This is a genomic window from Gordonia heveisoli (genome assembly GCF_030315745.1).
In the GTDB taxonomy this organism is placed as follows: Bacteria; Actinomycetota; Actinomycetes; order Mycobacteriales; family Mycobacteriaceae; genus Gordonia.
In genome coordinates this window covers 25912-43257 of record NZ_JASXSH010000026.1, presented here as the reverse complement: position 1 = coordinate 43257, position 17346 = coordinate 25912, and the positions used below count along the sequence as shown (strand labels likewise).

Here is a 17346-nt window from a genome sequence, read left to right as displayed (position 1 = left end):
CAATAACCGCAGGTCAGCGGATTGGGAGTGTTACGAGGAAACACTTTCAGGAAACACCGCTGGTAGAATCGCTATGACCATCTCCCTCAGGAGGTCATGCGATGGCATCCATGCACACGATTCACTACCGCGACGACTCGGTCGGCTACAAGGTGCATTGGCGCCACAGGGGCAAGCAGAAGACGCTCACCTTCACCGCGCCCGAGGCTGCTGAGCGCCACCGGATCAACGTCGAGCGCTTCGGCCACGATGCCGCGATGGAGATCCTCGGCGTCACCGACGCGGGCCGCGACAGCGAATCGCTGTCCGACACCATCACCGCCCACATCGACGCGCTTACCGGCGTCGAGCCGGGCACCATCAAGCGCTATCGCTCCTGGGTTGAGGGCGATGCATTCTCCACGATCGCCGACCTTCCGACCGCCGCCATCACCGAGGTCACCATCTCGACGTGGATCCAGTGGCTCACCTCCCACCAGGTCGAGGTACCCAAGCGCGGCGGCGGCACCATCATCAAGACCGTCACCAATACGGGCAAGACCATCGCCAACAAGCACGGCCTACTGTCGGCCGCCCTCGCCCGCGCGGTCCGTGACGGCAAGATCGACACCAATCCCTGTGACCACACGCGCCTACCCGAGAAGACCCCGGTCGACGACCCCGTCTTCATGTCGCAGGAGATGTACAGCGAGCTCGAAGCCGCGATGCCGGCGCAGTGGCGCCCGCTGACGCGCTGGCTCGTCGCTACCGGCATGAGATTCAGTGAGGCGACCGCGCTCACCGTCGGCGACGTCGACTCCACCGCGGGCGTCGTACGCATCTCGAAGGCATGGAAGTGGACGGGCACCACCGAGGAACGGCTCAGCTACCCGAAGTCGAAGGCCGGCCGCCGAACCATCAACGTGCCGAAGTCGATCCTCGACGAACTCGACCTGTCGCGGCCGAAGAAGTCGCTACTGTTCACCAATCGCGACGGCGCGCGGGTCACCTACTCCCGCTACTACGACGGCGGGTGGAAGCGCGCGATGGGCACGCTCACCTGGCACGCCTCGCCGCACGACCTCCGGCACACCTGCGCGTCGTGGATGATCGCGAAGGGGACGCACATGCTCGTCGTCTCCCGGCACCTCGGCCATGAGTCGATCAAGATCACCGCCGACGTCTACAGCCACCTCGACCGGTCGAGCTTCGCTCAGGCCGCAGCGGCTATCGACGACATGTTCGTCTGAGTCGCCGCAGCCGGTTCACGGTGACGGGGGAGTAGGCCAGCGCGTCCTCGCGGTCGAGGAGCCGGTTCACGAGCTGCCAGTACCGGGTGGTCGAGATCCCGAACTCGTCGCGCACCGCGGCGTCGAGGCTGCCCGCGTAGCGCCAATGCTGGCCCGCAACGTCGATCATGCGCTTCTCGACGTCGGTCACGAGACGCCCCGCTCCTGTAGCTGACGGTCGATCCAGGAGCGCTCGCGGTCGGTGAGCGACTGGACGAGTGTGGTCAGCATGGGCACGTCGACCCACAGCTCCTCGGCGACCTCGTCGGTGCGCCGCGTCCACAGCAGGACGTCGACCAGCCGGTGTAGCTCGATCAGCCGACGCGCGGCGATCCGCTCGACGCGCAGCTCCTCCCGAGCCCGCAGCACGCGGTCGACGGGGAAGATACGGCGCTCGTCGTGGACGAGCTCGTGAGCGATGGTGCAGCGGCGCGATGCCTGCGGATCGTCGGCGCCGACGACGACGTGATTGCCGGTCAGGCACCCGCGGTGATCGTCGGGCAGCTCGGCCAGGGTGATGAGCAGATGGGTCCGCTTCCGCGCTTCGCGCCACGGGTTGTACATGCGCCGCACCGTATGGCACGGCACCGACAGAAAGCGCTCTGACCAGGAATTACGTGGGTGTCATTCAGGCGTGTGACAACTCCACTGCGCGCGCATCCTGAGCCTTTGCGGGGCTGTCGAATGCCGCCGGGATGGCAACCCCTTCGGGATGCATCGCGACGTAGTCGAGGAACATGCCGAAGCATGAGTCAGGCCCGGGTGCCAACACGTCTGGGTCCGCAGACAGGCTGCATGCAGTGTGAATCAGAGATACGGTGCGAACGTTACAGTCGGCACTCCGCGAGAACACAGTGCCGTATCCACCCACGGCTCGGACGCGGCCGAGGATGACCGACAGCGGCTCATCATCGAGGGCTACTACCACCGGGCAGTCGCCCTGGTCGTTGGTGACGAGTTCCATGTCATGTACAGCGCCGAACGCGAGGTTGCAGTTCACTTCGTGGCGAAACTGATCGAGCTCTTCCTGCCGACTGTTCACGAAATCACACTCCCTTTGTCCCGGATGATACGCGCGCGCTCTGTGGCTTCGCTGGAGGCTCGACAGAATGCTTGCTGGACGTCGGCAACGCTGTCCAGTTGATAGATCGACTGGGACGAGTGTCGCCCATCGGCGTGTAGGTGGCAATGCCCGTGGCAACAATCGAACCGCTCGACCTCATCCCATCCCTGCGGCCCAAGTCGCTCGATGATGACGACGAAGTCAACGAGTACATTTCCGTCACGCCATGTGATCACCCGTACGCGGATGGTATTGGCGTCGTCATGTGGTGTCTCCCATTGCCGTTGGCGGCAACCCTCCCGCGCTGGTGGCTGGTACGAGCCCTGCGAGGAGTCGAGTTGAGCCGCCGCCCGTGCTTGGGCGCGCTTCACTGCGCGCTGAGACTGTTGCCTGCGCCGCGTCACACATCACCCCGCTCGGCTGCCTCGTCCTGCTCCCGCCGTCGCCGCCGGGTCTCGGACTCGCCACCACCACGTCGCCAACCACCGGCCGCGAGGTCGACGGCAGACTGCGGGTCGTCGACATCAAGTCCTGAGCCTGGATGCGGCTCGATCAAGTCGTCTGGGTTGACTGCGGCGCCGGTCTTCTCGTCTTCGTCCGCTTCGCTCGATGCATCCTGTTTCGTCGTAGCTTCCACTGCATTGCCCTGCTCCCTCGCATCGAGGAGCGCCCGAACCATTGCTCGGATGACGTCGCGTTCCTTGTCGTTCAGCCGCCCCGCGTCATCAGGGAGGGTGAACGGCTCGATGTCGACCGCCGGCTCGCCACGCAACTCGCGCACCTTCGATGCCCTCACACCCAGAGCGTCGGCCACCTGCTGAATGGCCTCGCTCGTCGTTCCGCCGCCTCGGATGAGCCGATGGACGCGGGTGTGCGTCATGCCTGCGCGTGTCGCGAGCGGCCGATACCCGAACTCGATGCCAGCCTTGTCGAACAAGGGGCGCCACTGCTCAGGCGGCAGATTCGATTCGCTCACGGCTCCCACCATGCCTCTCGCCGATCGTGTTCGAACAACGGCCAACTAGCGCCATCCGCTAGGAACAACATTCATGTAATTCGAGGTCAACCATGTCAGGGGCACATTCTTTCAGATTCGGCCTTGCATTCTCTCGCTAGGCGTGTAACGTGTAACGCGTACCGCGAAACAGAAGGGAGAATGAATGAACGCCACCTCGCGCGACTTCTACGCGGACTGCGATCGCGAGATGCTGTTGCGGGCCCTAGTGCGCACCGGCTTCACGCACGAGGAGCTGGCAGACGAATCGAGCGTGCAGCTCCGAAAGATCGCCCGGTCGGAACGCCGCAAGGGGCGAGGTGCTGTGCCGACCTCTATCTCTCGCCAGCTGGTTGGCCAGCTCTGCAACGGGGCAACGAGATCCACCAACGAACTACGCGCCATCGCGATCGAGAGGGCACTCGGGATGGACGACGGCTCCATTTTCGTGCCCCGGGTGTATCGCGGAACGCGGAACGTAGACCGGCAACCTGCATAACGAAAACGCCCGCCTCGGTGCAGCAACACCGGGCGGGCCAGACAGGAAGGAATCTCAATGTCAGACCTGACCTTACCAGCGGCGAGAAGCGAGCGCGACGAGCTCGCGGGCCGCACCGACGTGCTCGACAAGGTGGGTGTGCTGCGCACGCTGCCCGACGACGTGCTCGCAAATGCCGACATGGTGGCCGAGTTCTACGCGACCACCCGAGAAGTGATTCGGCAGACCGTTCTGCGCAACAAGGACGAGTTCGACGCGGACGGGTACGTCGTCCTGACCCGGGCCGAAGTCAGTGACAGGTTGTCACTGACTCCCGACGAGCTGGGAATGCCGCGGACCGCGCCGTCGATGAGCTTGTTCCCGCGTCGCGCCGTCCTCCGCGTCGGAATGCTGCTGCGTGACTCCGATGTCGCGCGACGGGTCCGGGGCATGCTGCTCGATGTCGAGCAGGATTCGCGCCTGCCCATGTCGGAGGACGAGATCGTTCTGCACGCGCTGCAGATCCAGTGCCGCAAGATCGACGCCCTCAAAGCGAAGATTGCTGGCGACGCGCACAAGGTCGCTGCGTTCGACGAACTGATGGAGTCGGACGGAACCTACACATTCAACGCGGCGGCGAAGGTGCTCGGCTGGGGTCGCAACGTGATGATGCGGGAACTGCGACGCCTCGGGGTGTTACAGGGGAACAACCTGCCGTATCAGCGGTTCGAGCATCACTTCAAGGTGGTGCCGCAGACGTACACCAACCGCAAGACCGGGCAGACGGTTCCGACCGCGACGACGTATGTGCGACCCGCGGGCGTGGAGTTCCTGCGCAAGAAGCTGGCGCAGTCGTCGTTGGCGGATCCGGTGCGCGAGGCGGTCGACGCATGAGCCAACCGATGCCTGTTCTCGATCGACTGATTGCCAAGCGGCACACGATGAGCGCCGACCTTCAGGAGGAGGTCGACACCGCATGGGGTGCCGTGAAGGTACGAGCCGATTCGGCGTCCGACATGTACTGGCAGACACCGAAAGAGGTATGGAATCGGGAATCCGACTTCCCGCCGATTCGACTGCCATTCCCCTCGATCTGGATGGAGTGGAGTCAACCAGACGCCTGGCTTACCGATGGGAACCGTCTCGTTCACCGGCAGGACACCGAGATAGGAGTTCACCGAGCCGTTCTACTCCGCGAAGCTCCTGGGGGCGACAATCAATACTTCAAGATCGGCGACCGGGTTCTCCCTGTTCGGCGACCCAAGGGGACCGCCCATACCTTCACCATTTCCTGCCACATGCTCCGCGAAGGTAAGGCGTGTTTCTTCCCATTCGTTGGGGTAGTTCACGTCGATGAGGCGGGAGTACAACTACAGGAGACCCGATGGGCGGGCCCGAGCGATGACCCGAGGACGAGAGACACCGTTGACCTGCTGCATGTTCAGTTCGGAAAGCCCGCGCTCCTAGCCGTTGGGCTGATGAACTGCAAGAACGTCGAACTCGGTGAGCACGAGTCCTCGGTTCCGATCGGGCGTCGGCAACGCCGACGAAACCGAGGTATCGCGTACAGGACTATCGACATCCCTGGGCACGCCCGAGGAGTGTCGAGTGCGACTGGCGAATCGGGACGGATGTCACTCCATCGGGTGCGCGGTCACTTCAAGACGTTCACCGCCGATGCCCCCCTCTTAGGCCAGCACGTCGGAACCTATTGGTGGGGTTGGCAAGTCAGGGGCAAACAGAAGAACGGCGTCAACGTCACTGACTACAGAATCGGCGGTGTCGCATGAGCGCGAACGGCGACTGGGTCTGTTACCGGGACGAATCGGCCACCTCGGGGAAGTCTCTCCATGTGAAGGCATGGAAACCGGGGGATGGCCTTCGATGCTCTCACGCATCGAAGGGACACCGTCTGGAATGCGGCCCTCCCGTCGCGTCGGTGAAGACGGTCAACCACAAGTCCAACTACATACGTCGTCGCGACACCGGCCAGGTGATCTGGGACGACAAGCAACGCACGTCTGTTGTGTGCGCCGACCATCTCGCAGCCCAGTTCTCCGGATCTTCAGTCGGCGAGCTGAATGCGGAGGCTGAGGAGAGTGCGCGTCAGCAGGTGATTGCCGCGCACTGGGATGAGTACGTTGCGGCACTTGAAGATCGCCGCACCGAACTGCGTGACATCTCTCTTGACGCGCTTCCCGAGAGCATTGCGCAAGCTATCCGATGTTTAGAGCCCGGTGATGCCGCATGACCGCCCGCGCCTACTACCGCGACGAGAACGGCAACCGCTACCCGGTGGCCTCGGTATCTAACTGGCCGATCCCCGGATCCCGCGGCGGATATCACGACGGCCAGGTCGACATCGTCGCCGAGGTCTGGGACCGCGCACCGACGGTCTACCTCGACGTCCCTCTCGATCGAATCGAGGTCATCCCATGACGGCGCTCACGACTGGCCCCGCGACCTACGTCGGCGCGCGCGTCGACCGCCTCGTCCCGGTCACCATCACGAGCCTGCGCGGCTGCCATGCGTGCGGCGACTCGATGGTCCGCATCCGCTGGCCCAATGGAGACACGACCGAGATCCCGCCACACCACCTGAGACAGAAGGCGATCGTATGAGCATCGGACGCAAGCTGACCGAACTCGCCGACGAGCTGCACCCGCTCTCCCTCCCATGGGTGCGTCGTCAACTCCGTGGCGGAAAGCTTGACGGCATAGGCACATTCGTCGGCGGCAACGGGCGCGGCTACTGGGTGCTATCGGATGACGACATCGCCGAGATTGCAGTGCGACTGCATCGGCCGGCACCGGTCGACCTGGACTCGCCGACCGGACTCGGTCCGAGGTCGAAGACCCTGCAGAAGATGCGGCGCGCCTCATGACCCTCTACGACGCCGCTTGGTTCGTTGGCATCTGCGCGCTCGCCACGATTCTCGGTTTCGTCGCCGGTCGTCGTCGCGAGCCCGACGACCCGGATGCCGACGTGATCCTGTCTACCGCGCTCGGTGTGCTCGGCCCGGTCGATGGCCGCGAGCAGTACGAAGACGCCCACTGAATCCTCCTGCGCCGTAAGGGGTTGCGGCGCAGAAACATCACCCGAAAGGCAACACAGATGGACACCATCACCAACTGGTTCGGCGCGATCTGGATGACCGCCACCGGCATTGTCGCAGCGGTCGTCGTGATCGCGGAGATCGTACGGGCCGAGCCGAGATGCACCAGCATCGACTACCTGGCCGTCGACCGTGGCGAGATCGTCGAGGTGACCCGATGACCGCCCGCAAGACGCCGGCCACCCCGGCGAAGAAGGCGCCAGCGAAGCGCGCACCCCGCAAGGCGGTACCGAAGGTCGCGACGTCGATCTTCGTGCCCTCTCGCTACCTCGACCAGGCGATCGCGAAGGTAAAGCCGTTCGCGAGCACCGACACGACCTTCCCGAGGAACAACGGCGTTGTGATCGAGATGCGCGACGGCATCCTGACCGCGTTCGCCACCGACCGATTCACGCTCGGCTGCAACGAGATCGAATACTCGGTCGACGGCGAGGATAAGGCACCGGACTTTGCGACGATCATCCGACTTGCCGATCTGCCGTTGGTCTCGGTGCTGCTCAAGAGGTCGCTCGGAATGCCCATCGAGATCACCCCGGCTGATGGTCGAATCACGCTCGCCGACACGAAAGTCGGCGAGGAAGTCAGTCCAATGGACTGGCGCAGATCCATCGCCAGCGCCGTTGAGAAGACGTCGGCGAATCCCGACGTGAATGCGGCCGTGTCGATGAACCCGGTCTACCTGCGGCGGTTCGCACAACTCAAGCCGCGGCCCGCAATGCGTGTGTCGAGCGCGCTCGCGCCAATCCTCGTCACATCGGGCGATTCGTTCATCGGGCTACTGATGCCGTTGCGCGAGGACGGCATACCCGAGGAGATCGCAAGGCGAATTGGCGCGATCTCGGCCAAGGAGAAGGGCGGCGCGGCATGAGCCACCAACGCCTGTCCGAGGTCCCCATGATCCCGGTCGAGACCCGTCACGGCGACATTCATGTCACCGTCGGTCAGCCGGTCGATGGATTCCCCACGTTTGTAATCGTCACTGCCGGTGACGATTCCACGGACATCCACCTGTCCCGCGCGCAGCTCTACCAGCTGTGTGAGGCGGCGATCGAGGTAGCTGGTCGCACGCCGCTCTACACCGACGAGATGGCAAACGCGATCCGGGAGGTCGGGCGATGACCTACTACAGCAGCGACCAGGCAATCGCCGACGCAACCCTCGACCTCATCGACGAAGTTCACTACGTCGAAGATCCAGCATTCATGCACGCGGCGATCATGCACCGATTCAAGACACAGCCTGAGGCGATGGCACAGGTGCTCATGTGTCTCACATTCTGGGCCGAAACGGGCTGGCGCAACTCAGGTCCGGCCGTCGAGCTACTCGCCATCGCGAGGGTCAAGGCGGTACTCGAGTCGGGCCAGTCCGACGGTGGGAGGGCGGCATGACCGAAACCACACCGGCTCGCGTCCGCGAGCACCGCAACCCGCTCGGAAAGCTCACCCACCTCGATGACATCGAATGCGAGGTCTGCGCGCGCAAGCTGCCAGGCCTACTCGTCCGCATCGCGACCGGCGTCTGCACCCTGTGCGAGCGGGTCACCGGACCGAAGCGGGTGGGCATGTGAGCGCCGCCATCGTCCGCTACGAAGACATCGACGCGAGGGGCCGCGCCTACCCTGCCGCCCTCGGCGGCGAACTACTCGCCGATCCTCCCGACGCCCTACTGCCGCGTCAGTTCGTCCACGTCCTGACCGACGAGGGCCTGACATCCATTCCGATCACCAACGTCATTCGCATTGACCACGTCAACCGAAAGGGCAATCAATGACCACGGCGTTTGACCTGGCCGAGATCGTCGCATCGGTGGCCGCCGAGTTCGGCGACATGAAGGCCAAGCGTGACGACGACGGATTTGCAACGTATTTCGTCGGCGAGATGCCCAACTCGCTCATCGGGCAGGCGCTCGCAAAGTCGGGTGCCGTACGCCCCGGCGGATGGCAGGGCAACACCGCACGGCCGTCTGTCGCGCTGCCCGCCATCGGCATCACGCTCACCGCCGCGTGGGCGGCCTGGTTCGATGCCATCGCCGTGTCCGAGGATGATGGCGGCGCGACGTTCGCCGGCGCTCTCGCCGCCGCAGGTCGGATGCCGGTCGAGGTACCCGAGGCTGATGGGATCTACGCAGGCATCCCCGATGGGATCTACCACGGCGACCCGCACTCTCTGTCATCGTCGGGCGCGCGCACCCTGCTCGAACCCGGCGGCCCGGCCAAGTTCCGTCACGCCCGCCGAGTCGACAAGGCCGAGTACGACTTCGGGCACGTCGCGCACGCGCTGATCCTCGGCGAGGGATCGCAAATCGCGATCATCGACGCGAAGGACTGGCGCACTAAGGCCGCGCAGGTCGAGCGGGATGCGGCGCGGGCGACTGGGCTGGTGCCCGTCCTGCGGTCGACATACCGCGCGGGCGAATCGCTCGCCTTGGCCGCCAAGTCGCACGCCCTCGGCGAGCTGCTGTTCGCCGAGGGTCAGCCCGAACAGTCGGTCTACTGGCACGACGATCAGACCGGCGTGCGCCTGCGGTGTCGCCCCGACTGGATGACGGCTGGTCCGCTGGTCGTCGATGTCAAGACAACCAAGTCGGCCGCGCCGCGTGAGTTCTCGAAGTCGGTCGTCGACTACGGCTATCACTGCCAGGAGGCGTTCTATCGCGACGGCCTCGCCGCGCATGGCATCGACGCGCAATTCCTGTTCTTCGCGATCGAGAAGGGCTACCCGTATCTGTGCTCGGTGATCGAGCTGCCCGCCGAGGCGGTCGCCGCGGGCCGGGCACTCAACCGGGCTGCGATCGACCTCTACGCCCGGTGTCGCGAGACCGACATCTGGCCTGGCTATCCGCCGATCATCCACCGCGCCGACCTGCCCGACTGGGCGTATCGCTCGGCCGAATCCACCGTCACACGAATTGAAAGCGAGCTTGCAGCATGAGCAACACCGAGATCACCCAAGCCGACAATGACAGCCTGTCGATCCTGCCGCCCGCGCAGCCGAGACAGTCGACGTCGGTAGCGCAGCTCATGGAGCACGCACAGGCTATGGGCACCGCGTATGAGCTGGCCGACAAGATGTGCCGAACACAGCTGGTCCCGCAGATCTATCGGCAGAAGCCGGAGGATGGGACCGCCGCGATCCTGTACGGCGCCGAGCTGGGACTCACCCCGATTCAGTCGCTACAGCAGATCTTTGTCGTGCACGGCTCACCGGCCATCTACGCGCGGACGATGGTCGCCCTGCTCAAGCGCCGCGGCTACAAGATCTGGACCGAGTCGTCCACCGACGAGGCTGTCTCGGTCATGGGCAGTGCACCGGACGGGACCGCGGAGATGTCGACCTGGACCATCGAGCGAGCTACGCGGGCTGGGTATGTGCCGACAATCGACGAGCGCACCGGTAAGTACAAGCTCAACGGCAACGGCAAGCTCATCGGGAACGAGAAGTACCTCACCGATCCGCAGGCGATGCTCTACGCCAAGGCCGCCGCCGAGGTGTGCCGGCGCCTCGCGCCCGAAGTCCTGCTCGGCATCGCGATCGACGACGAAATGAATGACGAGGACGCCCCGACGCGGGTCGCCTCGACGTCGGTGCAGCAGCAGGCGCCCGGAGTGGCCGACCTGCGTGAGCGAATGGGACTCGCCGCAGCCAATCCGGCCGTCGCCGAGGCCGAGCCCGTTGTCGAGGCCGAGGTGACCGCCGATCCCGAACCGGCCGCCGAAGCGGAGGAGACCAGCGATGAGCCCGAGACGGTTCCCGACGAGCCGCGCGCAACCGACGCGCAGACACGCAAGCTCGCGATCCTGCTCACCGAGGAAGGACTCACCGAGCGGGCCGCGAAGATCGACTACCTCACCGAGACGTTCGGCCGCGAGTTCAAGAGCTCGAAAGAGCTGACGAAATCCGAGGCATCCGAACTGATCGAGTTTCTGAGCAAGTCGCGCGCCGAAGCCGAGGCCAAGGGCGGCGACCAGTGATCGCCGCAAGCGCCCTCGAATCGTCCTACCGCATCCCTGATGACCACCTCGACCGCGACCAACTGCGGCTGTCGAATCAGGCGAAATCGACGGGCCGCGCGCAGATCCGCACCCTGGCCGGCGTCGTGCATGTCGCGGTGCCGTCGGGTGTGGTGACGCGCATGAATCCCGCTGCCGCCGTGGCGAATCAGTACATCCGTGAGGCGATCGGGTGGCATCGTGGCATGAGTCTGGGGGAGGTGGCTCACCGGATCGCACGGTGGGATGTGGAGCATTGGCGGCGGTCGACGGGGATGCTCGCGGACCCGAACGGTATCGGCGTGTGGGGAGGGCGGTTCGAATGACATCAGTACACCGCACGGACGCCCTGGCGACAGCGCGCGCAATGTTCGACGCCGGACTACTACGCGAAGGTGGGAAGCGATGAGCCGCCACTACAAGCTGACCGACGAGACGCAGGAATTTCGTGGGCGCACCCTGCACAGGATTGAAGCATCCGTAGATTTGCCGCATCACGGTGTGCGCAAGGGTGATCGGGGTGGCTGGGTTGAGTCTGTCGACAATCTTACCGGCAACGGCTGGGTGTCCGGCAACGGCTTGGTGACCGGCAACGGCTGGGTGTCCGGCAACGGCTTGGTGACCGGCAACGGCTGGGTGTCCGGCAACGGCTTGGTGACCGACTACGGCCGAGTGTCCGGCTTCGGCCAGGTGTCCGACCACGGCCAGGTGTTCGGCTTCGGCCAGGTGTCCGACCACGGCCAGGTGTTCGGCTACGGCCAGGTGTCCGGCGACGGTCTGATTGAGGACCCGCAAGACATTCTCACCATCGGGCCTATCGGGTCAGAAAGTGTCACTATCACTTTGCATCGCACCACCACCGGACATGCCCTGCATGTCGGGTGCTGGCATGGCGGGACTATCGACACCCTCATGGCGGAAGTTGATTCACGTGCCGCCGAATGGGTGGGTGACGCTGACGATCTTGTTCGGTGGCGTGCCGAGTATGAGTCGTTGATTCCGCTATTGCGGTTGCGTGCCAACAGCTTCAAGGCGGGAAGTGATGAGTGACCCGGCGCGCGAGGCCGCACGGCGGGCGTGGGCTGTCGGGGGTGCGGACCACGACTTTGAGCACGCCACCGAGGCTGACCTCATGATCGACGCCGCCCGTGAAGCCCTCGCACCGATCCGCGACCTGCACAAGCCGGTCACCGAGGACGGCTGGGCCGATGAGCCGTCCTGTCGGACGTGTGCCCATGAAACTTGGACCAGCCGGGACCTCTCCTACCAACCTTGGCCTTGCGCGACAGCCCGACTCATCTACTCGGCCGAAGAATTGGAGGCGATGTGCCATGAGTGACTTCCGTGCCTACGGGCGAGATTTCACGTTCGACACCGAGACCTGCGGTGTCATCGGCCAGTGCGATGGCGGTGACTGGTGGGTACCCGCGTGGCGCGAACATCTCGCAGTCGGCCAGTTCACTGAGGTGTGGGACCGCCGTCTAAATCCGCGTAATCCGCTGCATTGGCGGTTCCTGGTCAAGTCGTGGATCACGGGCCGGGTCGCGTTTTTGGAGGCTGACCGATGACCAACGAAATCGAGATCATCACCTTGCGGTCCGGCGACCTCTGCGCCCGTGACGCGAAGGGCAACCACATCGCAATCGCCCAGGTCGCCACCCACGCCATCTCGCCCGCATTCACCCCAGAAGCCCTGCGACGGAAGGCCGAAGCGTATCGGCTGCTCGCCGACGCGGTCGAGGCCGGATGGGACATGTGGGAGGGCTACCGCAAGAACGAGCGGGAAGTGCTGGCCGCATTCAGCGCCCGACTACTCAGGAAGGCTGACCGATGACCAACGAGGCCGCAATCGCGGAAACCCATGTGGCGCACGAATGGTACCCCCGGTGCGCCAACTGCCACGCGCAAATCAACGCGTGGGGGCGCATCTGTGCCGACTGCCGATTGGGGCGCGTCAAGGCCGTCAGCGACGACGAGGAGGGGAAAGCGTGACTACGAGAACCTTCGGCCGCGTCGCGGTAACTATTTGGCGCGACAGGGACTTCCGCAAACTGTCCGTGGACGCGCAGCGCTGCTACCTCCTGCTGCTATCTCAACGCGACCTGAACCATGCGGGCATACAACCGCTCATGATCCGCAAGTGGGCACAGGGCGCTGACGCGACGACCGAGGCCGATATTCTCGCCGCGCTCGGAGAACTCCAGGCCGCTCGGTTCGTGTGCTTCGACATTGAGACGCACGAGTTGTTCGTCCGTTCATTCATCCGGAACGACGGCGTGCTGAAGCAGCCGAACGTCCTCAAGAGCGCACTCAAAGCGGCTCAACTCGTCGACTCTGAACGTCTCCGGAGGGCTGTCGCAGACGAGCTTCGGGGACTCCGTAGACGAGATGCCGATGCCGTCGCCGACGAACTTGATCCTGGCGAAATCGGGAACCCCTACGAAACCCTTCCGGAACCCTTCGCGGACCCTTCCGTAACCCTTCACGAAGGGTTGAACCCTTCCGGAACCCTTCGCGAAGGTGGTGGGGAGGGGGAGGGGAAGGGGAAGAACGTAACTGTTAGTTCTTACTCACCTACCGATAGTGCTGCTTGCGTTTCTGAACGCGACGCGGACGCGTGCGCGAAACAGCCGCAGCAGCCGCAGCAGCCGAGCACCGAGTTCGACGACGGAACACCCATCCCGGATCCGCCTGCCGACGACGACCGCCAAGGGCCGTCGCTTGCGCTCGTCCCGGCGCCCACCGCGATCGAGACCGTCGGCCGCAACGCCGACGTCGCCATTGGGTCCGCGGCGGCAACCGCAGTCCGGCTCAACACGCCCGCCGGCATACCGCGCACGGTCCGCGACAGCCTCGCCCGCGAGGTCCAGCGGCTCTCGTCAGACCCACGCATCGACCGGGCCGACATCGAGACCGCCATCCGGGAGTGGTCCGCGCGACCCAATGCCGGACCCAAGCTGCTCCCACATCTCGTGGCCGACGCCCTACGCGCCCGGCTCGCATCCCGACCCGCAGCCGAGACCAAGGCAACCCAGAGAGCGCGCGCCACCCTCGCCGCCGGGGAAGCGCTCATCGAAGAACTCAGATCCCAGGAGGCGCAACCGTGACCATCACCGAGCAAGACATCCATTGCGCCACTGTGGCACTCGGACGCGCCGAGATATTCGACGACCGCATGACGTCCGACAAGGCTCGCATCAAGGCTTGGGCGGAAGCGTTCGCGCCCTTCGGGTTCGAGGTTCCAACGATCCTCGATGCCGTCACTGCGCACTACCAGACCGCCGGGGCCAGCACGCCCAAGCCGGGCGACATCATCGCCCTGGCTCGCAAGGCGCGAGGCGAACGGGCCGAGCGCGAGAAGGGCGCCGACCTCGCCAGCCTGCCCGCACCCGCAGCACCAGACCCGCAGCTCGGCGGACTCCCGATCGCGAACGCCGACGGCGATCCGATCTGGGACGCCTACGAGCAGCACGGAGCAATCACGATCACCTGCCCGACCTGCAAGTCAGCTCCCGAGCACGCGTGCCTGAATCTCGCCACGAACATGATCCGCAAGATCCCGTGCGTCGCTCGCCTCAGGGATGGGAGGCGAGCAGGTGTCGGATAGTGATTCCCGCCCGTTCGTATCGACACAGACGCCCGAAAACCCCTTCGCCCACACCCAGTACCCGAGAGGCACGAAAAATGGCTCACAGGCCGATTATGACCTTCCCGTATCCCAGACCGCCGCTGACCAGCAACCAGCGCCTGCACCACATGACGAAAGCGCGCATCACCAAGCAGGTGCGGCAGCAGGCGTACGCACTGGCAAAAATCGCCAGGATCGCCGACATCGGACCCTGTGTCGTCGTCGGCACATGGGTCGTCAAAGACTGCCGACGTCGGGACGTCGCGAACTGGGACCCGACGATGAAAGCGATCCTCGACGGACTCACCGACGCCGGAGTGTGGGCCGACGACGACAGCTCGACCGTTACCGAAGTGCGCTACCGCATCCGGCATGTGCGCGACGCCACCCCACACATCACCGTCGAGCTGCTACCCGCATACGGCGCCACCTGCTTCGTCTGCGGATCCACCGACGACCGGCCGCACGGATGCGGACCGGACTGCATCGAGGGGGAGTCATGACCAACACGACCGCCCATGACGCGCACGCCACCATCGCCCACACGGCCCAGCGCCGCGCCGAGCTCGCCGGCACCAATCACGCGGGCCAGATCGCTTGGACCTGCCGCCGCTGCCACGCCGAGTACGACGTCGGCCATGAGCGATTCCTGTCACCCGCCTTCGACTCGCTGTGCTGCGAGTGCTTCCGAAGCGGGCACCGATGAGGCGCCCACGAACCTCAGGACTGTCCGGCGTGATCGACGACGCGATCACCGCCTACATGCATGCCGAAACACCCGTCGAGCGAGGCGAATTGGCTGACCACATCGCCGCCTGGATCACCGAAAACTACCGCCTGATTCCCCGACCCGCCACCCGAAAGGCCAGCGCATGAGCGACACGATCCGCACAACCCGCACCACCGAGATGGTCAGCTACGGCGGCCTCACGCTCGATGACCTGTCCCGATTCGTGGTGCAGTGCAAGGAGGCTGGCTGGACCGGCGCCGCACCCGTCACGTTCCACACCGTCAACCCAGACCGCCCGGGCGAGCGCATCGCCAACACGCTGACCGTGCGGGAGACCCGATGAGTGCGCACCGTGACGGCATCCCGGTCGACGTGATCCTCGGACTCGCGATGATGCGCGGCGAGCGGTCGCGCCAGGCGATGGATGCGGCGATACGACAGGTGCTCGTGGGGATCTCCTGTATCCCCGGCTGTGCGTCGATCGCGGATGAGCTGGCGAATGTGGCAGGGTGGGTGGCCGACGCCGTGGCGGCCATCGAGCGGGATGCGTACGCGGGCAACAGCTGGCGCCAGCTCGCGGAGGTGGCTCGCAGTCCCGAGATGCGCGCAGCCCTCGCCCCGGAGGTGGCTGCATGACCGACGGATACCTCACCCGCGCCGAAATCGACCACCTCGCAGACCAGCTCGCCAAGCTACCCGGCCTGGAGACGGAGCTGGCTGTGGCGGTCACCGGCAGCCGGCGCGGTGACAGCGTGCGCCGCAGCGTACCGAAGTCCAGACCGCCGTACTCGATCGAGATGCAGACGCTCATCGACGATCTCGGTGCGACGGTGGTGGCCGTGATCCGTGACCTGTGCGAGCAGCGTGACCTGAGCTACGAGGGCGGCCAGTCGATCACGGCGATGGGTCGCTGGCTGACTGACCATCGGTTCGGCCTGCAGCTCATCGAGTCCGGGGTCGAAAGCTTCCATGATCTGTGCACGATCATCGAGCGGTGTGAGCGTGCGCTGTCGTGGTCACACATGGATGCACCACTCGCTGCCGAGGATCGCGCCAAGGCCGAGGACGCACGGGTATCGCTGGCCACCGTCGAGGTCGTCGCACGCAAGGTCGGGGAGCCGGACCTGACGCGCGGCAGACTGCGACGGCTCATCGCACAGTCTCGCGTGCAGCCACTCGATACGGCCAGGAACGGGGATGTGGAGGTCAAGCTGTACCGATTCGGCGACATCCTCGCCGCACACCGTGACATGCCGAGATCGGACGGCTGACCTGCGGCGGCATACCCTCGTGATAGGCTGCGCCTGCGCGACCATCATCCCCGGACAGCCCATGCGGCACCGGGGATGAGTCGTCTCTGACGTGCTCGGTCGATCGGCGCACCACACCCGCGCGATCCCGGCACCCGCCCCACGACACTCACACAGCCCGCTGCGTCGGGTGGTCGAGCTGTGGTCGTGGGGCACCAACTTCCACGGGAGGTGCAGCATGCTCGGCTGGATCATGTACCTCGTCATCTCGCCCATCACGCTCATCGCGCGCGCCAAGCGGGTCTACGACGAGCGCGTGTTCCGTGCTCGCGCCGCATGGCTGGCCGAGCTCGACGCCTACCGCGAGGCAGGTTGGGAATGGGACGGCGAGGCCGGACCGCACGAGACCGACATCGCCGAGGCCGAGCACCGGTGAGTACCACCAAGTCGGCACATCAACGAGGCCTCGGATACGCACACCGGAAGCAACGCGAGAATCTGCTACGGCAACACCTCGACGGTGCGCCGTGCTGGTGGTGTGGCCAGCCGATGTATCGCCTGTCCGACAGCAACTTCGACCGCGCGGCGCTTGAGGCCGACCACAGCATCAGCCGCAGTCACGGCGGGACCAAAGCAGATCGGCTGCTGCACATGACATGCAACCGTGAGCGCGGCGACGGAACGCGCGACAGCCAACGACCAGCACTCGGCGGCGAACGACCAACTGCGCCAGGAGGCCTCGGAAACCTCACGATGCCCTGGCCGTGACCCCCCGCCGAAAATTCTCGGCAGGGGGGGCCGGGGAGCGAGACTCCCGCGGTAGTCCCTCTTT

37 protein-coding genes are annotated in these 17346 nt (G+C 65.1%); 32 read left to right on the top strand and 5 right to left on the bottom strand.

Going from position 1 to position 17346, the window contains the following annotated elements:
- Window positions 1-101 precede the first annotated feature (101 nt).
- The gene (locus QSJ18_RS18440) at window positions 102-1229 is read left to right on the top strand and encodes a tyrosine-type recombinase/integrase (protein ID WP_286328100.1); all 1128 of its coding nucleotides are present in this window, start codon (window positions 102-104) and stop codon (window positions 1227-1229) included.
- Here QSJ18_RS18440 and QSJ18_RS18435 read toward each other — a convergent pair.
- From QSJ18_RS18435 to QSJ18_RS18420, 5 genes are all read right to left on the bottom strand, one after another.
- Complete coding sequence (locus QSJ18_RS18435; protein ID WP_286328099.1) at window positions 1207-1419, bottom strand: DUF3263 domain-containing protein; 213 nt, start codon at window positions 1417-1419, stop codon at window positions 1207-1209. The genes QSJ18_RS18440 and QSJ18_RS18435 overlap by 23 nt on opposite strands.
- Entirely contained in the window at window positions 1416-1832 is a 417-nt protein-coding gene (locus QSJ18_RS18430) for a hypothetical protein (RefSeq protein WP_286328098.1), read from the bottom strand. The genes QSJ18_RS18435 and QSJ18_RS18430 overlap by 4 nt, the downstream gene beginning before the upstream one ends.
- Before the next feature lie 64 nt (window positions 1833-1896).
- Window positions 1897-2310: a hypothetical protein gene (locus QSJ18_RS18425; RefSeq protein ID WP_286328097.1), complete on the bottom strand. Its 414-nt coding sequence runs from the start codon at window positions 2308-2310 to the stop codon at window positions 1897-1899.
- Window positions 2307-2702 (bottom strand): DUF7718 family protein, encoded by a 396-nt coding sequence (locus QSJ18_RS20255; protein WP_462476117.1) that lies wholly within the window; start codon window positions 2700-2702, stop codon window positions 2307-2309. The genes QSJ18_RS18425 and QSJ18_RS20255 overlap by 4 nt, the downstream gene beginning before the upstream one ends.
- Before the next feature lie 29 nt (window positions 2703-2731).
- Window positions 2732-3307, bottom strand: coding sequence for a hypothetical protein (locus QSJ18_RS18420; protein WP_286328096.1), 576 nt, complete (start codon window positions 3305-3307; stop codon window positions 2732-2734).
- Window positions 3308-3491: 184 nt separating this feature from the next.
- Here QSJ18_RS18420 and QSJ18_RS18415 point away from each other — a divergent pair, with 184 nt between their 5' ends.
- The 31 genes from QSJ18_RS18415 (at window position 3492) to QSJ18_RS18265 (ending at window position 16950) form a co-directional block, all read left to right on the top strand.
- Window positions 3492-3824, top strand: a complete 333-nt coding sequence (locus tag QSJ18_RS18415; RefSeq protein WP_286328095.1) for a hypothetical protein — start codon at window positions 3492-3494, stop codon at window positions 3822-3824.
- Window positions 3825-3881: 57 nt separating this feature from the next.
- Window positions 3882-4697 carry a phage antirepressor KilAC domain-containing protein gene (locus QSJ18_RS18410; protein ID WP_286328094.1) on the top strand — a complete coding sequence of 272 codons (816 nt, stop codon included), beginning with the start codon at window positions 3882-3884 and terminating at the stop codon, window positions 4695-4697.
- A gap of 8 nt (window positions 4698-4705) precedes the next feature.
- Window positions 4706-5593 (top strand): hypothetical protein, encoded by an 888-nt coding sequence (locus tag QSJ18_RS18405; RefSeq protein ID WP_286328093.1) that lies wholly within the window; start codon window positions 4706-4708, stop codon window positions 5591-5593.
- A 149-nt stretch (window positions 5594-5742) separates the two neighbouring features.
- Entirely contained in the window at window positions 5743-6054 is a 312-nt protein-coding gene (locus tag QSJ18_RS18400; protein ID WP_286328092.1) for a hypothetical protein, read from the top strand.
- Window positions 6051-6242, top strand: coding sequence for a hypothetical protein (locus QSJ18_RS18395; protein WP_286328091.1), 192 nt, complete (start codon window positions 6051-6053; stop codon window positions 6240-6242). Before QSJ18_RS18400 ends, QSJ18_RS18395 begins: the two co-directional genes overlap by 4 nt.
- Window positions 6239-6424, top strand: coding sequence for a hypothetical protein (locus tag QSJ18_RS18390; RefSeq protein WP_286328090.1), 186 nt, complete (start codon window positions 6239-6241; stop codon window positions 6422-6424). The genes QSJ18_RS18395 and QSJ18_RS18390 overlap by 4 nt, the downstream gene beginning before the upstream one ends.
- A complete protein-coding gene (locus QSJ18_RS18385) occupies window positions 6421-6687 on the top strand; it encodes a hypothetical protein (protein ID WP_286328089.1) in 267 nt (88 codons plus the stop codon). Before QSJ18_RS18390 ends, QSJ18_RS18385 begins: the two co-directional genes overlap by 4 nt.
- Entirely contained in the window at window positions 6684-6860 is a 177-nt protein-coding gene (locus QSJ18_RS18380) for a hypothetical protein (RefSeq protein WP_286328088.1), read from the top strand. The genes QSJ18_RS18385 and QSJ18_RS18380 overlap by 4 nt, the downstream gene beginning before the upstream one ends.
- A gap of 57 nt (window positions 6861-6917) precedes the next feature.
- Window positions 6918-7079: a hypothetical protein gene (locus QSJ18_RS18375; protein ID WP_286328087.1), complete on the top strand. Its 162-nt coding sequence runs from the start codon at window positions 6918-6920 to the stop codon at window positions 7077-7079.
- Window positions 7076-7786, top strand: coding sequence for a hypothetical protein (locus QSJ18_RS18370; RefSeq protein WP_286328086.1), 711 nt, complete (start codon window positions 7076-7078; stop codon window positions 7784-7786). Before QSJ18_RS18375 ends, QSJ18_RS18370 begins: the two co-directional genes overlap by 4 nt.
- The gene (locus QSJ18_RS18365) at window positions 7783-8037 is read left to right on the top strand and encodes a hypothetical protein (RefSeq protein WP_286328085.1); all 255 of its coding nucleotides are present in this window, start codon (window positions 7783-7785) and stop codon (window positions 8035-8037) included. Before QSJ18_RS18370 ends, QSJ18_RS18365 begins: the two co-directional genes overlap by 4 nt.
- A complete protein-coding gene (locus tag QSJ18_RS18360) occupies window positions 8034-8306 on the top strand; it encodes a hypothetical protein (protein ID WP_286328084.1) in 273 nt (90 codons plus the stop codon). The genes QSJ18_RS18365 and QSJ18_RS18360 overlap by 4 nt, the downstream gene beginning before the upstream one ends.
- Window positions 8303-8485 (top strand): hypothetical protein, encoded by a 183-nt coding sequence (locus QSJ18_RS18355; protein ID WP_286328083.1) that lies wholly within the window; start codon window positions 8303-8305, stop codon window positions 8483-8485. Before QSJ18_RS18360 ends, QSJ18_RS18355 begins: the two co-directional genes overlap by 4 nt.
- On the top strand, window positions 8482-8688 hold the full coding sequence (locus QSJ18_RS18350) for a hypothetical protein (protein WP_286328082.1): 207 nt from the start codon (window positions 8482-8484) through the stop codon (window positions 8686-8688). Before QSJ18_RS18355 ends, QSJ18_RS18350 begins: the two co-directional genes overlap by 4 nt.
- A complete protein-coding gene (locus tag QSJ18_RS18345) occupies window positions 8685-9848 on the top strand; it encodes a PD-(D/E)XK nuclease-like domain-containing protein (RefSeq protein ID WP_286328081.1) in 1164 nt (387 codons plus the stop codon). The genes QSJ18_RS18350 and QSJ18_RS18345 overlap by 4 nt, the downstream gene beginning before the upstream one ends.
- Window positions 9845-10888: a hypothetical protein gene (locus QSJ18_RS18340; protein ID WP_286328080.1), complete on the top strand. Its 1044-nt coding sequence runs from the start codon at window positions 9845-9847 to the stop codon at window positions 10886-10888. The genes QSJ18_RS18345 and QSJ18_RS18340 overlap by 4 nt, the downstream gene beginning before the upstream one ends.
- Window positions 10885-11232, top strand: a complete 348-nt coding sequence (locus tag QSJ18_RS18335) for a hypothetical protein (protein ID WP_286328079.1) — start codon at window positions 10885-10887, stop codon at window positions 11230-11232. The genes QSJ18_RS18340 and QSJ18_RS18335 overlap by 4 nt, the downstream gene beginning before the upstream one ends.
- A 79-nt stretch (window positions 11233-11311) precedes the next feature.
- Complete coding sequence (locus tag QSJ18_RS18330; protein WP_286328078.1) at window positions 11312-11956, top strand: hypothetical protein; 645 nt, start codon at window positions 11312-11314, stop codon at window positions 11954-11956.
- Complete coding sequence (locus tag QSJ18_RS18325; protein WP_286328077.1) at window positions 11949-12245, top strand: hypothetical protein; 297 nt, start codon at window positions 11949-11951, stop codon at window positions 12243-12245. Before QSJ18_RS18330 ends, QSJ18_RS18325 begins: the two co-directional genes overlap by 8 nt.
- Window positions 12238-12474 (top strand): hypothetical protein, encoded by a 237-nt coding sequence (locus tag QSJ18_RS18320; protein WP_286328076.1) that lies wholly within the window; start codon window positions 12238-12240, stop codon window positions 12472-12474. Before QSJ18_RS18325 ends, QSJ18_RS18320 begins: the two co-directional genes overlap by 8 nt.
- A complete protein-coding gene (locus QSJ18_RS18315) occupies window positions 12471-12740 on the top strand; it encodes a hypothetical protein (protein ID WP_286328075.1) in 270 nt (89 codons plus the stop codon). Before QSJ18_RS18320 ends, QSJ18_RS18315 begins: the two co-directional genes overlap by 4 nt.
- The gene (locus tag QSJ18_RS18310) at window positions 12737-12898 is read left to right on the top strand and encodes a hypothetical protein (protein WP_286328074.1); all 162 of its coding nucleotides are present in this window, start codon (window positions 12737-12739) and stop codon (window positions 12896-12898) included. Before QSJ18_RS18315 ends, QSJ18_RS18310 begins: the two co-directional genes overlap by 4 nt.
- On the top strand, window positions 12895-14013 hold the full coding sequence (locus tag QSJ18_RS18305) for a hypothetical protein (RefSeq protein WP_286328073.1): 1119 nt from the start codon (window positions 12895-12897) through the stop codon (window positions 14011-14013). The genes QSJ18_RS18310 and QSJ18_RS18305 overlap by 4 nt, the downstream gene beginning before the upstream one ends.
- A complete protein-coding gene (locus QSJ18_RS18300; protein ID WP_286328072.1) occupies window positions 14010-14513 on the top strand; it encodes a hypothetical protein in 504 nt (167 codons plus the stop codon). Before QSJ18_RS18305 ends, QSJ18_RS18300 begins: the two co-directional genes overlap by 4 nt.
- 95 nt (window positions 14514-14608) lie before the next feature.
- A complete protein-coding gene (locus QSJ18_RS18295) occupies window positions 14609-15037 on the top strand; it encodes a RusA family crossover junction endodeoxyribonuclease (protein ID WP_286328071.1) in 429 nt (142 codons plus the stop codon).
- Window positions 15034-15240 (top strand): hypothetical protein, encoded by a 207-nt coding sequence (locus QSJ18_RS18290; RefSeq protein ID WP_286328070.1) that lies wholly within the window; start codon window positions 15034-15036, stop codon window positions 15238-15240. Before QSJ18_RS18295 ends, QSJ18_RS18290 begins: the two co-directional genes overlap by 4 nt.
- 29 nt (window positions 15241-15269) lie before the next feature.
- Complete coding sequence (locus QSJ18_RS18285) at window positions 15270-15410, top strand: hypothetical protein (RefSeq protein WP_286328069.1); 141 nt, start codon at window positions 15270-15272, stop codon at window positions 15408-15410.
- Entirely contained in the window at window positions 15407-15607 is a 201-nt protein-coding gene (locus QSJ18_RS18280) for a hypothetical protein (RefSeq protein ID WP_286328068.1), read from the top strand. The genes QSJ18_RS18285 and QSJ18_RS18280 overlap by 4 nt, the downstream gene beginning before the upstream one ends.
- Window positions 15604-15900 carry a hypothetical protein gene (locus QSJ18_RS18275; protein WP_286328066.1) on the top strand — a complete coding sequence of 99 codons (297 nt, stop codon included), beginning with the start codon at window positions 15604-15606 and terminating at the stop codon, window positions 15898-15900. The genes QSJ18_RS18280 and QSJ18_RS18275 overlap by 4 nt, the downstream gene beginning before the upstream one ends.
- Window positions 15897-16535: a hypothetical protein gene (locus QSJ18_RS18270; protein ID WP_286328065.1), complete on the top strand. Its 639-nt coding sequence runs from the start codon at window positions 15897-15899 to the stop codon at window positions 16533-16535. Before QSJ18_RS18275 ends, QSJ18_RS18270 begins: the two co-directional genes overlap by 4 nt.
- 91 nt (window positions 16536-16626) lie before the next feature.
- Complete coding sequence (locus QSJ18_RS18265; RefSeq protein WP_286328064.1) at window positions 16627-16950, top strand: hypothetical protein; 324 nt, start codon at window positions 16627-16629, stop codon at window positions 16948-16950.
- Window positions 16951-17346 lie beyond the last annotated feature (396 nt).